Source organism: Branchiibius sp. NY16-3462-2, assembly GCF_001594145.1.
GTDB lineage: Bacteria > Actinomycetota > Actinomycetes > Actinomycetales > Dermatophilaceae > Branchiibius.
Genome location: NZ_LVCF01000038.1, coordinates 120,488 through 133,302, shown reverse-complemented (window position 1 = coordinate 133,302; position 12,815 = coordinate 120,488). Strand labels below are relative to the sequence as shown.

Sequence of the window (12,815 nt, the reverse complement as noted above, 5' to 3'; positions counted from 1 at the left end):
CCCGCCGCCTGGAGGGCCGACCACGCGGATGACGGGGCGCCGGGGGCGCAGCGGACCGTCACCCCGGTCTTGCCGTCGACACCGTTCCAATCCACGACGACGGTCACGCCGCTGGTGGCAGAGGCGCAGGCAGCCGCCCGGCTCGCGGGCGCCTGCCACACGAGCAGTGCCATGGCCGCCACCACTGCGGCGACGATCGCGAAGGTCGCCCTGATGAAACGGTTCATCGGGCGTGGCGACCGCGGCTGTGACGCGCTGCGGCGACACCACCGGCGCTGAGCGCAGCGCCACCGAGCACGATGAGGCCCATACCCACGGCGCCCGGACCACCATCAGTCTCAGCGCCGTCGGTGATCACCGGCGGCCCGGTCACGGGTGCCGAGGAGGTGCTGGTCGACGTACTCGAGGATGATGTCGACGACGACGTCGCCGACCCGGTCGAGGCGCACTGGTCCGTGGGCACTGCATCCACGGTCAGTTCGGCGTCCACCGAGACGTAGGTCGTTCCCGACATCGCTACCAACGCCTGACCGGTCGCGACATCGTCGGACTGGTCAGGGGTGGCCTTGCTGCCCTGGGCGATCTTGGTCGCGAGAATCTGCGGGTTGGCGGCGATCGCACCCCGCAACTTCGCCGGCGTGCTGCACGGGTACTGCAGGGTGAACAGGTAGCGGCGGGCCTTCTCCCACCGGGCCTTGTCGCCCGCCGCGGTGAATGCCATGGCGGCCAGTGCCGTCGAGTTGGCTACTCCGGTCTGACCGGTCCCGATCGCCCCGCTCGGTTTCTGCGCAGCGCCGAGGTAGGCGACGGCCTTGGCGACGGCACCGCTCTGACCGCCCGCCGCGACCAACGCCTGGACGGCATAACCAGTGGTGTCTGGATCACTGGTGCAACCCTTCGGGTTATCCAGGGTGAGGTCGAAACCACCGTTGCTGCACTGCTGCTTCAGCAGGTAGCTGACCGATGTCGGGACCTTGTACCTCAGGCGCGAGAGCGAGAGAACGCCCAGGGACTGGGTGATGCCGTTGGAGTAGTCGCCGTAGCTGGACTTGTCACTGAACCGGCCGCTGGCCGTCTGAAGGCTCTGCAGTCGCGCGATCAGATCCACGCCGCCGAAGTTGCGAGCGCTGGGCCCCGGGTCCACCCGGCTGGCCGAACTCGTGACCGTCAGTAGCAGTTTCGCCGTCGCACCGGAATACAACTCGCTGCCGCTGCCGATGTAGTTGGCGACGTTCTTCTCCAGATAGGTACGCGCCTGCTTGACGGCAGTCATGCTCGTGCCGCTGGCGATCATCCCCATCATCGCGTCCGCGGTTCCCCCCGGATTGTCGTACTGCGTCCCCTGGGAGGGGGCGGGGTCGTAGAGCAACCGGCCGCCACCATCAGCGATCCGCAGTGCCAGGTACCGCGAGGCGGCGTCGACCGGCGCAGAGATGGTCGCTGCGGCCGTGGCGGGCGGGCCGAACGCGAGGGTGAGCGCAACCATGCCGGCGGGGATAGCGCAAAGTCCCGCGCGGCGCGCGGTCGTGAAGGGGTGCATGAGGCCTTCCTGAAGGTCCTCTGCCTGACCTGATTCTGGGCGGAACGCCTGGAACTCGGCCCGCAGATCTCGACGGGTGTGAGTTGCTGCGCGATGGCTGGTATCCCGGCTCGTGGTCGTGATGACCACCTACGGTTGCGGACCAGCGCCGGATTCTGACCGGCTTCCCCTTCCACCGTGCCTACCCGGCTCAACGATCCGGGCAGGTGGCCAGGGTATCGCAACCATCCGGCCGCGCCCGGGCCCGCCCGGCCCGCGCGCTAGTCTCATCCCCGTGACCACGACTCTCGTCCTCGCCGGGGTGCATACCCCTGTGAGCCGGTACGCCGAGTCATTGCTGAGCGGCGACGGCACCCGGGTGCTGCGCCCGCTGGCAGACGGCGCGAACCCGGCGCTGTCCGACACGATCAGTACCGTCACGGCGCCGGTGTTCGATAGTCCGCCCGAGGGCTGGGTCACCGAGGAATCGACCGACCTGGTGCGCTCGATCCTCTACTCCCGCAGCGCTGTCGTGGTGGACAACCTGGCCGCGTGGGTAGCCGCGAAGATCACCGCGGCCGATGCCTGGGAAGCACCTCAGAAGGCCACCGCGGCCGTCACCGACGCCACGCTCGAACTGGCCGCGCTGCTGTCAGCGCTGCCCTACGACGCCGTGGTCATCAGCCGTGAACTGGGCCTGATGGTGGCCGCGGACTCGCCGGTCGATCGGGCGCTGCAGGACGCGCTCGGCCAGGCGAACACCGTGTTGTCCAACCACCTGAGCCGGGCTGTCCTGCTGCTCGGGGGCCGGGCTGTCGACCTATCGGCGTTCCCTGCGCTGCCGTACTGACCCGCAACGCCGAGCTGACTGCACCCGCCGAGCTGACTGGCGCGATCAGCTCGTGTGGGGCGTGACGAACGGTGGCTTGACCACGGTTGCGGGCAGGGACCGACCGCGTACGTCGATCGTGACCTCGTCACCCTCGGCGACGCCACGGTCCAGCAGGGCCAGGGCGATACCTTGTTTGAGGGTGGGCGACATGGTGCCCGAGGTGACTTCGCCGATCACCTGACCGTCGGCACCCAGGACGGCGCAGTGCGCTCGTGGGATACCCCTGCCCGTGGCCAGCAGCCCCCAGGTGAGGCGGTAGTCCTTGCGTGCCTTCTGCGCTTCCAGTGCTTCCTTGCCCCAGAAGGCGTCCTTCTTCCAGCCGACCGCCCAACCGGCGCGCGCCATGTTCGGGGTGATGTCCATCGACAGGTCGTTCCCGTGCAGCGGATACCCCATCTCGGTGCGCAGCGTGTCGCGCGCACCGAGACCAGCCGGCAGACCGTCGTACGGCGCCATCGCCTCGACCAGGGCGTCCCACAGCGCCGGCGCGTCGTCCCACCGCGGCACCAACTCGTAGCCCTTCTCCCCCGTGTAGCCCGAGCGCAGCACGATCACTTCGCGCCCGCCCCAGTCAGCGCGCACGAAGGACATGTAGTCCAACTCGGTGGGCAGTCCGAGCGCAGCGACGACTTCGGCGCTCTTGGGGCCCTGGACGGCGATCACGCCGTACTCGGTGTGCAGGTTGGTGACCGAAATCCCTTCGGGTGCAGCCGCTTCCAGCAGTCGCACGACTTCGGCGGTGTTGGCAGCGTTCGGGACGAGGAAGACGTCGTCCTCGGCCTCGAAGTACTGGATGAGGTCGTCGACCACTCCGCCGGTCGCCTCATCGAGGCACATCGTGTACTGCGCCTTCGGGGGTGCCACCTTGCGCAGATCGTTGGTGAAGGCGGAGTTGACGAAGTCGGCCGCACCCGGCCCGGCGACGCGCGCCTTGCCCAGGTGACTGACATCGAAGATGCCGACGCGCTCACGCACCGCCTGGTGCTCGCGCAGCACCCCGCCACCGGGGTATTCGATGGGCATCTCCCAGCCGCCGAAGTCGGCCAGCTTGGCACCGAGGGCAACGTGGCGGTCATGCAGCGGGGAATGCGCGAGAGTCATGACCGAACGGTATCGAAGCCTGCGGCGTATCTTTACCGGGAGTACCGCAGATCGTGGCGGTGTCCCGATCCTCCAACGACGCGAAGGAAACCGCTTCATGACCTCGATCAGTCTGTCCGACCGCATCCCTGCCCGACCGGCCGTCGCGACGATGGTGCTCCTGTCGCACAAGCAGGACAAGGGTGCTCACGTCATCCCCGTCGAGGGGCTCTCCGCGGAGGCCGTCTCGTACCTCGATGAGCACCTGAGCGCCCTGGGCGCCTCCGGCGCCGCCGACGAGGTCATCAAGGTGACCGGCGTCCCCGGCACCGATGCCCTGGTCCTGGTGATCGGCAGCGGGCTGGACGCTGCGCCCGGGGACGAGGACGCGGAAGCGGTACGCCGCGCCGCCGGTTCGGCGTCGCGCGCTCTTGCCGGTACGTCGCACGCGGCCCTGCTCTTCCCCGCCGCCACACCGGCGTTGCTGGCTGCCGTCACCGAAGGCGCACTGTTCGGCGCCTACTCGTTCACGACGTACAAGAGCAAGGACGGCACGGCACCGGTGGGGCGGTTGACGGTCGTCACCCCGGACGCCAAGAGCGCCGCGGCGCGCAAGGTGCTGTCGCGGGCCATCGCCGTTGCCGAGCAGGTCACCTGGGCACGGGATCTGGTGAACACCCCGCCGTTGGACCTCTACCCGGCCTCGTTCGCCGCCGAGGCCCGCAAGCACTTCACCGGAAGCAAGGTCGCGGTGCGGGTCGCCGACGAGAAGTCGTTGGTGCGTCAGCAGTGCGGCGGCCTGATCGGCGTCGGCCGCGGTTCGGCGCGCCCGCCGCGCCTGGTGACCCTGACCTACAAACCGGCGCGCGCGAAGGCGCACATCGTGCTCGTGGGCAAAGGGATCACCTTCGACTCCGGTGGCCTGTGCATCAAGACCGCCGACGGGATGGTCACGATGAAGAGCGACATGGCCGGTGCCGCGGCGGTCGCTGCCGCGACGGGGGCGATCGCGTCGCTCGGACTGCCGATCGCTATCACCACCTACCTGTGTCTCGCGGAGAACATGACCGGCTCCGACGCGCAGCGCCCCAGCGACGTGGTCACGATGCCGAACGGCAAGACGGTCGAGATCATCAACACCGACGCCGAGGGTCGCCTGGTCATGGCCGACGGCCTCGCGATCGGATCGACCGTGAAGCCGGACCTGATGCTCGATGTCGCCACCCTCACCGGCGCGGCGATGGTCGCGCTCGGCGGTCGCACGACGGCGGTGATCGGCAACACCGATGACATCGTCGAGCAGGTCATCAGCGCCGCCAAGAGCACCGGTGAGGACATGTGGCCGATGCCGTTGCTGCAGGAGATGCGGCCGTCGCTGGACTCCCAGATCGCGGACGTGAAGCACACCGGTGAGCGCTGGGGCGGTGCGATCACTGCTGCGCTGTTCCTGCAGGAGTTCGTCGGCGAGGTCGGCGGGACCCAGATCCCCTGGGCGCACCTGGACATCGCCGGTCCGTCCTTCAACGACAAGTCGCCGTACGGCTACACCCCCGCCGGCGGCACCGGCCACGGCGTGCGCACCGTCGTCGCGCTCGCCGAGTCGTTGGCCGGCTGAGCCGCCGCGCGCAGGCCGGCGAGATCGAAGGTCTCGCCGGCCCGGTGCGCCCGCACCAGCGCCACGCTTTCGCGCCAGGAGATCTCGATGGCGCCGCACAGCAGGGCGCTGGCCCGACGCGGTTCGGGTAGGTCAAAGTGTTCGCCGGGCTCGCCGCGTCGCTGCAGCCAGCGCTCGTCGATGCCCAGCAGTTGCGCGAACTGCAACAACTCGGCGGTGCTGTCAGCGACCAGATGACACCAGCGGGACCGGAACCGGCGATCGGGACCGCCGACCGTCGCATCGATGAAGGCGTCGTCGATGTAAACGCTCACCGCGCGCGCGTCCCTTGCAGCAGTCCGATGCGGCCGTCAGCCGCCGGACTTGCGACGGAACATCTGCTGCGCGCCGCTGGTCTCGGCGCGGTGCGAGCCGTGCACCTTGCTGTCCGAGCCACCGGCGCTGACATCACGTCCGCCGTGCGCGTGCTTGCGGTCCAGGGCTTCGCGAAACTTGCGCTTGGCCTCGTCCGCTGGAGTGCTCGCGGAGTCTTCTGCGTCCTTCGGAGCCTGATCGTCATCGCTTGCCTGAGGGGTCTTGGCCACCTCGATCACCTCCCGGTGGATGGATTCCTTCGGGCCACTCTCGCATGCTCACCGCTGGCCGGACCAGCCATTTGTGCACGGCCAGTGACACAATCGCGGTGAGCGGACAGCGACGCGACGAGGCGTTCGGACATACCGGTCCCGACCGTGCTCGTCGCCGACGTTGACCAAGCCACGGACCCCGCGTGCGCGGGCTGGGAGAGATCGGAGAGACTGGGAAGCATGGCTGAACGCGTGACAATGCCCGCATTGGGAGAGTCGGTCACCGAGGGCACGGTGACCCGTTGGTTGAAGCAGGTGGGCGATCACGTGGCGGTGGACGAACCGCTGCTGGAGGTCTCCACCGACAAGGTCGACACCGAGATCCCGTCTCCGGTTGAAGGCACCTTGCAGGAGATCCTCGTCGAGGAGGACGAGACCGTCCCTGTCGGGGCCGACCTCGCCGTCGTCGGCGACGGTGACGCCGCACCCGCGGAGGACAAACCGGCCGAATCCGCCTCGCAGTCAACGGAGTCCGCGCAGGAGCCAGCCGCGGAACCGCAGGCCGAGGCCGAGCCGACCGCTCCTTCCACCGAACAGGCTGCGCCGGCGCAGGAGTCTTCCTCGGGCGGTGAGGTGTCCGGTGGTGAGACCGTCACCATGCCGGCTCTCGGCGAGTCGGTGACCGAAGGCACCATCACCCGGTGGTTGAAGGCCGAGGGTGACGACGTGGCCGTGGACGAGCCCCTGCTGGAGGTCTCCACCGACAAGGTCGACACCGAGATCCCCTCCCCCGTCGCCGGCAAGTTGACCAAGATCCTGGTCGGCGAGGACGAGACGGTGCCGGTCGGCGCCGACCTCGCGATCGTCGGTGGCAGTGCCGCTGCACCGGCGCAGGAGGCGCCCGCCGAGAAGGCACCGGAGCCGGAAGCCGCCAAGGAGCCCGAGCCCGAGCCGGTGAAGGAACCCGAGAAGCAGCCGGAGGCGGACAAGAAGCCCGAACCGGCCAAGGAGCCCGAGCCCGCGAAAGAGCCGGCCAAGGAGCCCGAACCCGTCGGTACGGCGGCCGGTTCAGAGCCGGAGAAGGCGCCGACTGATGACGCGGCGAGTTACGTGACGCCGTTGGTGCGCAAACTGGCCGCCGAGAACGACGTCGACCTGTCGACGATCACCGGTTCAGGTGTCGGTGGGCGGATCCGCAAGCAGGACGTCCTGGCCGCGGCGGAAGCGGCGAAGAAGGCTGCGGAGCAGCCTGCTGCGCAGGAGTCCGCGCCGGGGCCGGCGGCCCCCGCCGCTGCAGCCGCCCCGGCGGCCACGGTTGCTGCGGTATCGGCCAAGCGTGGCACCACCGAGAAGATGAGCCGGATGCGCAAGCTGATCGCCACGCGCATGGTGGAGTCCCTGCAGACGTCGGCGCAGTTGACCACGGTGGTCGAGGTCGACGTGACCAAGATCGCCCGGTTGCGGGCTCGCAGCAAGGCCGAGTTCGAGCGCCGCGAAGGGATCAAGCTCAGCTTCCTGCCCTTCTTCGCCCTCGCCACAGTCGAGGCCCTGAAGGCCTACCCGGTGCTCAACGCCAGCGTGGAGGACGACTCGATCGTCTACCACGCCAGCGAGAACCTCGGAATCGCGGTGGACACCCCCAAGGGCCTGTTCGTACCCGTCATCCAGAGCGCCGGCGACCTCAACATCGCTGGTCTGGCCCGCCGGATCGCCGACCTTGCCAGCCGCACCCGCGACAACAAGGTGACCCCGGATGAGTTGGGCGGCGGCACGTTCACGCTGACCAACACCGGCAGCCGGGGCGCGTTGTTCGACACGCCGATCATCAACCAGCCGCAGGTCGGCATCCTGGGTACGGGCGCTGTAGTCAAGCGTCCGGTGGTGGAGATCGACGCGGACGGTGGCGAGACCATAGCCATCCGCTCGATGGTCTACCTGGCGTTGTCCTACGACCACCGGATCGTCGACGGAGCGGACGCCGCTCGGTTCCTGACCACGATCAAGGCACGTCTCGAAGAGGGTGCCTTCGAGGTCTAAGACTGTTTAGGTTGAACGCATGACTCAGCGCGTTGCCGTCACCGGATCCTCCGGCCTGATCGGCAGCGCGCTGAGTCATGCGCTGACCGAACGCGGCGACGAGGTCATCCGGCTGGTACGCCGACCGGCCGGGAAACCGGATGAGGTCACCTGGGATCCGGGCGCCGGGCAGGTGGATTCCTCGGCGCTGCAGGGTGTTTCAGCGGTCGTGAACCTGGCCGGTGCCGGTATCGGTGATAAACGCTGGACTCCGGAATACAAACAAGTCATCCGTTCCTCACGGGTCGACTCCACGGCCACCATCGCCACGGCGGTCGCCGCCCTGGAGGGACCGGTGCGTCTGCTGTCGGGTTCGGCGAGCGGTTTCTACGGCGACCGCGGCGAGCAGCAACTCACCGAGCGCAGCGACTCCGGTGAGGGGTTCCTGGCCGGAGTCGTGCGCGACTGGGAGCACGCGGCCGAACCCGCCGTGCAGGCCGGCGCCCCGACCGCGTACCTGCGCACCGGCATTGTGCTGGCTCCGGAGGGTGGCGCGGCCAGTCGGATGCTGCCACTGGCCAAGTGGGGGTTGGGTGGGCCGTTGGGTTCCGGGCGGCAGTGGTTCCCCTGGATCGCCCTGCCCGATCACGTGGCCGCCATGCTCTTCCTGCTCGACAACCCGCAGATCACCGGCCCGGTCAACCTCGTGGGACCGACACCGGCCCGGCAGAAGGAACTGGCCAAGGCGCTGGGCAGCGCCTATCACCGGCCGGCGGTGCTGCCCGCCCCGTCGTTCGCGCTGCACGCCGTGCTCGGGGACTTCGCCAGTGACGTGCTCGCCAGTACGAAGATCGTCCCGGAAGTGCTGCAGGACAACGGCTTTCAATGGCAGTTCGACTCACTTGATACGGTCGCGGAGTGGTTGGCCCGATCGACGTAAGCACCGGTTCTGCAGCCGTTCCGCCCGAGGTGATGATCCGGGCCCGCAACCTGCACAAGTCGTTCGGCGACTTCGAAGCGGTTCGTGGCATCGACGTGGACGTCGCCCGCGGCGAGTCCTTCGGATTCTTGGGACCCAACGGTGCCGGCAAATCCTCCACGATGCGAATGATCGCTGCGGTCTCCCCCGTCACCAGCGGCGAGTTGCGCATCCTGGGCATGGATCCCGCCTCGGACGGTTCGCAGATCCGCGCGCGCCTCGGGGTCTGCCCGCAGGACGACACCCTCGACAACGAACTGACCGTCCGCGAGAACCTCATCGTCTACGGCCGCTACTTCGGGATCGGCCGCAAACAGGTGCGCGCGAAAGCCGACGAACTCCTGGACTTCGCGCAGTTGACCGAGAAGGCCGACGCCAAGGTCGATGACCTGTCCGGTGGGATGAAACGGCGGCTGACCATCGCGCGCTCCCTGGTGAACGATCCGGAGTTGCTGCTCCTGGACGAGCCGACCACCGGCCTGGATCCGCAAGCCCGACATGTCCTGTGGGACAAGCTTTTTCGATTGAAACAGCAGGGCGTCACCCTGGTCATCACCACGCACTACATGGACGAGGCCGAGCAGTTGTGCGACCGCCTGGTCGTCATGGACCAGGGCCGCATCGCTGCCGAAGGCACGCCCGCGACCCTGATCGCGCAGTACGCCAGCCGGGAGGTCGCCGAGGTGCGGTTCGGGGTTGTCGACCACGCGGCGTACGCCGAGCAGGTCGACGGACTGGCCGACCGGATCGAGGTGCTCCCGGACCGGCTGTTGCTCTACACCGACAGCGGCGAGAAGGTCCTGGCGGCGGTCGGCGAGCGCGGTCTGCATCCCACCGCCGCGCTGGTGCGTCGGGCCTCGCTGGAAGACGTCTTCCTGCGGCTGACCGGCCGAAGTCTGGTGGATTGATGAGCGCCGTACCCGCCGCCCCCTCGCACTGGGCGCTGACCACCCGACTAACCGACTACTGGCTGACCGTCTTGCGCCGCACCTGGCGCGGCAGCATCGTCACCGCGTTCCTCAACCCGCTGCTCTACGTCGCGGCGATGGGGGTGTTCCTCGGCGGCTTCATCAAGAGCGACCCGGCCACCCTGGACGGGGCAACCAGCTACCTCAACTTCGTGGTGCCCGGCCTGTTGGCGGCCCAGTCCATGCAGTTGGCGATCGGCGATGCGACCTACCCGGTCATGGGCGCGATCAAGTGGGATAAGACCTACTTCTCGATGCTCGCCTCCCCCGTCGGTATCGGCGAGATCGTCGCGGCCCACTTCGGTTTCATCATGCTGCGGATCGCGATCAGTTCGGCCGTCTTCGTGCTGGTGATGGCCCCGTTCGGCGTGATCACCACCGTGGCGGGCGGCTTCGCGGCGTTCGCCGTCCAGTTGCTGATCGGCTGGGCGTTCGTCGCGCCGATGTACGCGGTGTCCTGCCTGCTGAAGAACGAGAGCGGCTTCTCCCTCATCTTCCGACTCGTCGTGATGCCGCTGGTGCTGTTCTCCGGCGCGTTCTTCCCGATCCAGAACCTGCCGGACGTGCTCGAGCATCTGGCCAAGATCTCTCCGTTGTGGCAGGGCGTCGAACTGACCCGGATGGCAACGCTGGGCACGTGGAACTCCAGCGCCTGGTGGCATCTGCTCTACCTCCTGGCCGTCGCACTGGTCTTCACGGTGCTCTCGGTCCGGTTCCTGCGCCGACGGTTGGTGCGCTGATGTCCGTGATCGCCCCAACCACGGCCCGGGTCACCGGGCGCAAACTCTCTGCGCTCGAAGCAACCGGCACCATCGTCTACCGCAACCTGCTGGTCTACCGGCGCAGTTGGCTGGTCTTCGTCAGCGGCTTCCTCGAGCCGGTGTTGTACTTGTTCTCCATCGGCATCGGGGTCGGCAAACTGATCCCCGGATTCGAGGTCGACGGGCACCTGATCCGGTACGCCGCCTTCGTCGCCCCGGGCATGCTGGCCGCGTCGGCGATGAACGGGGCTCTCTTCGACGCCACGTTCAACGTGTTCTTCCGGCTGCGCTACGCCAAGCTGTACGACCAGATCCTGGCCACTCCACGGACGCCATCGGACATCGCGCGCGGCGAGATCAGCTGGGCGTTGATCCGCGGCGGTATCTACTCAGCAGCGTTCCTGGTGGTCATGGCCCTCATGGGTCTGATCGACTCGTGGCTGGCCATCCTCGCGCTACCCGCTGCGCTCCTGATCGGCTTCGCCTTCGCAGCCATCGCGATGGGGCTGACCACCTGGATGCGATCGTGGCAGGACTTCGAATACATCACTCTCGCAACGCTGCCCATGTTCCTGTTCTCGGCGACCTTCTTCCCGCTGACCGCGTTCCCGACCTGGCTGCAATGGATCGTGCAGTGCACGCCCCTCTACCGGGGCGTGGTGCTCTGCCGCGAACTCACCACCGGGCACGTCACGTGGGCCTCCGGGATCTCCGTGGTCTACCTGATCGCGTTGGGACTTCTGGGTACGGCGATCGTCCGCCGCCGCCTGGCGACCCTGTTGCTCACCTGAGGCTCACGCGCCGCGCCAATTGACGATCCGCCAGCCCACCGGCGTACGCACCAGGTCGAGGTCGACGGTACTGACCTGCTCGGGCACCGCCTGCCGGTCTGCTCCGACGGTCAGGGTCGCGGCCGTCCGCAGGATCTGCGCACGCACCGTGGCCCGGTCCGCGGACTGCGACATGAGCTGCACGCCCCGCACGCGGAAGTCCAGTCCGCGGTAGTGCGCCGAGCGGCCCACTACCGTCTTGATCGCACCGCTATCGCTCTGCCAGGCAGTCGAATTCGCCGCGAAGGCGTTCGTGAGGGCGCCTACGTCACCGTTGTTCCAGGCCGCCGCGCGCGCGGTCAACAACGGTTGCAGCGCCGCCGCCGGGTCCCCCTCACCCGAGGCAACAGGACTGCGAGATGACACTGCGGACGCGGCGGTTGCGGCGTGACGAGGGGGTGCGGAGTCCGCCGACGGGGTCGGGGCCACGCCGGCCGATGGCGGACCGTCGGTAGCGGTCACCTGCGACTGCGGCCTGCTCAGCCACCACCCGGCCGAGATGGCGACCACGACCAGGCCCACGAACGGCACGACCCACCGGCGCCACGGACTGGATCCGGCTACCGCGTGCCTGGGCCGCCGTCCCCTTGCTCGGAAATCCGCAGTGTTCCGGAAGTCTCGGGCGGCAACTTCCCAGTGGGCGCGGATCGCCGAGTTACGGCCGCGGGCGATCCGCCGGCGCGGAGCCGCGGTGGGCTCGTCGGCCGCCGCCTTCGCCCGGGACCGTAACCGCCGGGTCAGTTCGTCACCCGGCTCGCGGAGGGTCGTCGCGGTGCGAGCCCCCGGCGACAGGGCCACCGGAGACGGTTCGGCTTGAGCAGACGACCAGATGAGTTCGGCGAACTGCGCCGGCGAGGGGCGGGCGCTCGCCGTGTGGGACAGGCAGGCGGTGATCACGTCGCAGACCGCAGGCGGCAGGTGGCTGGCCTCGTCGTGCAGCAGCGGTCGTAGCGCGGCCGGCGGTGGCGGCTCTCCCGCCGCGCAGGCCCACGCGATCGCCCCCAGCCCGTAGGCGTCACTGGCGGCATCGGCGGGTTGACCGTGCAACACCTCCGGCGCCGACCAGCGATCGGTCGCCCAGACCTCACGGTCGCTCTGGTCGACCGGCAGGCGGGCCACACCGAGATCGGCCAACAGCGGCCGCCCGTCGGCAGTGAGCAGCACGTTGGCCGGTTTGAGGTCACCGTGCACGATGCCCAGGGTGTGCAGGTGGTGCAGCGCCTGCGCGAGCGGCACCAGAACGGTCACGATCTCTCCGACCGTCAGATGACCCCGGGCAGCCAGGACGTCCTGCAGCGAGCCACCCTCGGCAAGAGGCATCACTAGACAGGTCACGTCGCGGTCGTTCCAGCGGCCGATCACGGTGTCCAGAACGGGCAGCAGATGCGCGTGGGTGACTGCCGCCGACCACTGGGATTCGGGCGCCCGTCGGTCATCACGCAGCACTTTGACCGCCAGGCGTATCCCGTCGGGCCGGCGCACCGCCCACACGGTCGAACTGCCGCCCGACCCGATCTGGCGGACGACCTCATAACCGGGGATCTCGGGTGCGTCAGGAGTCACCTGCCCACAGTGCCGGTGCCCGTGGG

12 protein-coding genes and 1 riboswitch are annotated in these 12,815 nt (G+C 68.6%); of the genes, 7 read left to right on the top strand and 5 right to left on the bottom strand.

Annotated elements, in window-relative coordinates:
- Positions 1-223: 223 nt before the first annotated feature.
- The gene (locus AZH51_RS12415; protein WP_291524744.1) at positions 224-1,540 is read right to left on the bottom strand and encodes a hypothetical protein; all 1,317 of its coding nucleotides are present in this window, start codon (positions 1,538-1,540) and stop codon (positions 224-226) included.
- Between the two features lie 77 nt (positions 1,541-1,617).
- A riboswitch (cobalamin riboswitch) is annotated at positions 1,618-1,754 on the bottom strand.
- 60 nt (positions 1,755-1,814) lie between these two features.
- Here AZH51_RS12415 and AZH51_RS12410 point away from each other — a divergent pair.
- On the top strand, positions 1,815-2,369 hold the full coding sequence (locus AZH51_RS12410) for a bifunctional adenosylcobinamide kinase/adenosylcobinamide-phosphate guanylyltransferase (protein ID WP_291524743.1): 555 nt from the start codon (positions 1,815-1,817) through the stop codon (positions 2,367-2,369).
- A 45-nt stretch (positions 2,370-2,414) separates the two neighbouring features.
- On the opposite strand, the gene gcvT is transcribed toward AZH51_RS12410, so the two are convergent.
- A complete protein-coding gene (gene gcvT / locus AZH51_RS12405; protein WP_291524741.1) occupies positions 2,415-3,512 on the bottom strand; it encodes a glycine cleavage system aminomethyltransferase GcvT in 1,098 nt (365 codons plus the stop codon).
- A gap of 97 nt (positions 3,513-3,609) precedes the next feature.
- Between gcvT and AZH51_RS12400 the strand changes: the two genes are divergently transcribed.
- Positions 3,610-5,106, top strand: coding sequence for a leucyl aminopeptidase (locus AZH51_RS12400; RefSeq protein ID WP_291524739.1), 1,497 nt, complete (start codon positions 3,610-3,612; stop codon positions 5,104-5,106).
- On the opposite strand, the gene AZH51_RS12395 is transcribed toward AZH51_RS12400, so the two are convergent.
- Positions 5,034-5,420, bottom strand: coding sequence for a DUF4031 domain-containing protein (locus AZH51_RS12395; protein WP_291524738.1), 387 nt, complete (start codon positions 5,418-5,420; stop codon positions 5,034-5,036). The genes AZH51_RS12400 and AZH51_RS12395 overlap by 73 nt on opposite strands.
- Positions 5,421-5,456: 36 nt before the next feature.
- Positions 5,457-5,690 carry a DUF5302 domain-containing protein gene (locus AZH51_RS12390; RefSeq protein WP_291524736.1) on the bottom strand — a complete coding sequence of 78 codons (234 nt, stop codon included), beginning with the start codon at positions 5,688-5,690 and terminating at the stop codon, positions 5,457-5,459.
- Positions 5,691-5,912: 222 nt separating this feature from the next.
- Here AZH51_RS12390 and sucB point away from each other — a divergent pair, with 222 nt between their 5' ends.
- Genes sucB through AZH51_RS12365 form a run of 5 tightly spaced genes read left to right on the top strand, consistent with a single transcriptional unit; the run spans position 5,913 to position 11,187 of the window.
- Positions 5,913-7,709: a 2-oxoglutarate dehydrogenase, E2 component, dihydrolipoamide succinyltransferase gene (gene sucB / locus AZH51_RS12385; protein ID WP_291524733.1), complete on the top strand. Its 1,797-nt coding sequence runs from the start codon at positions 5,913-5,915 to the stop codon at positions 7,707-7,709.
- A gap of 19 nt (positions 7,710-7,728) precedes the next feature.
- The gene (locus tag AZH51_RS12380; RefSeq protein ID WP_291524731.1) at positions 7,729-8,628 is read left to right on the top strand and encodes a TIGR01777 family oxidoreductase; all 900 of its coding nucleotides are present in this window, start codon (positions 7,729-7,731) and stop codon (positions 8,626-8,628) included.
- Between the two features lie 32 nt (positions 8,629-8,660).
- Positions 8,661-9,575 (top strand): ABC transporter ATP-binding protein, encoded by a 915-nt coding sequence (locus tag AZH51_RS12375; RefSeq protein WP_291525003.1) that lies wholly within the window; start codon positions 8,661-8,663, stop codon positions 9,573-9,575.
- Positions 9,575-10,375 carry an ABC transporter permease gene (locus AZH51_RS12370; RefSeq protein ID WP_291524730.1) on the top strand — a complete coding sequence of 267 codons (801 nt, stop codon included), beginning with the start codon at positions 9,575-9,577 and terminating at the stop codon, positions 10,373-10,375. The genes AZH51_RS12375 and AZH51_RS12370 overlap by 1 nt, the downstream gene beginning before the upstream one ends.
- A complete protein-coding gene (locus AZH51_RS12365) occupies positions 10,375-11,187 on the top strand; it encodes an ABC transporter permease (protein ID WP_291524728.1) in 813 nt (270 codons plus the stop codon). The genes AZH51_RS12370 and AZH51_RS12365 overlap by 1 nt, the downstream gene beginning before the upstream one ends.
- A gap of 3 nt (positions 11,188-11,190) precedes the next feature.
- Here AZH51_RS12365 and AZH51_RS12360 read toward each other — a convergent pair whose 3' ends face one another.
- Positions 11,191-12,789 (bottom strand): serine/threonine-protein kinase, encoded by a 1,599-nt coding sequence (locus AZH51_RS12360; protein WP_291524726.1) that lies wholly within the window; start codon positions 12,787-12,789, stop codon positions 11,191-11,193.
- Positions 12,790-12,815 lie beyond the last annotated feature (26 nt).

Excerpts from the sequence above, each read along its gene's own strand:
- AZH51_RS12415 (WP_291524744.1), bottom strand. The coding sequence starts at position 1,540 with ATGCACCCCTTCACGACCGCGCGCCGCGCGGGACTTTGCGCTATCCCC.
- gcvT (WP_291524741.1), bottom strand. The coding sequence starts at position 3,512 with ATGACTCTCGCGCATTCCCCGCTGCATGACCGCCACGTTGCCCTCGGT.
- AZH51_RS12400 (WP_291524739.1), top strand. The coding sequence starts at position 3,610 with ATGACCTCGATCAGTCTGTCCGACCGCATCCCTGCCCGACCGGCCGTC.
- sucB (WP_291524733.1), top strand. The coding sequence starts at position 5,913 with ATGGCTGAACGCGTGACAATGCCCGCATTGGGAGAGTCGGTCACCGAG.
- AZH51_RS12380 (WP_291524731.1), top strand. The coding sequence starts at position 7,729 with ATGACTCAGCGCGTTGCCGTCACCGGATCCTCCGGCCTGATCGGCAGC.
- AZH51_RS12375 (WP_291525003.1), top strand. The coding sequence starts at position 8,661 with ATGATCCGGGCCCGCAACCTGCACAAGTCGTTCGGCGACTTCGAAGCG.
- AZH51_RS12370 (WP_291524730.1), top strand. The coding sequence starts at position 9,575 with ATGAGCGCCGTACCCGCCGCCCCCTCGCACTGGGCGCTGACCACCCGA.
- AZH51_RS12365 (WP_291524728.1), top strand. The coding sequence starts at position 10,375 with ATGTCCGTGATCGCCCCAACCACGGCCCGGGTCACCGGGCGCAAACTC.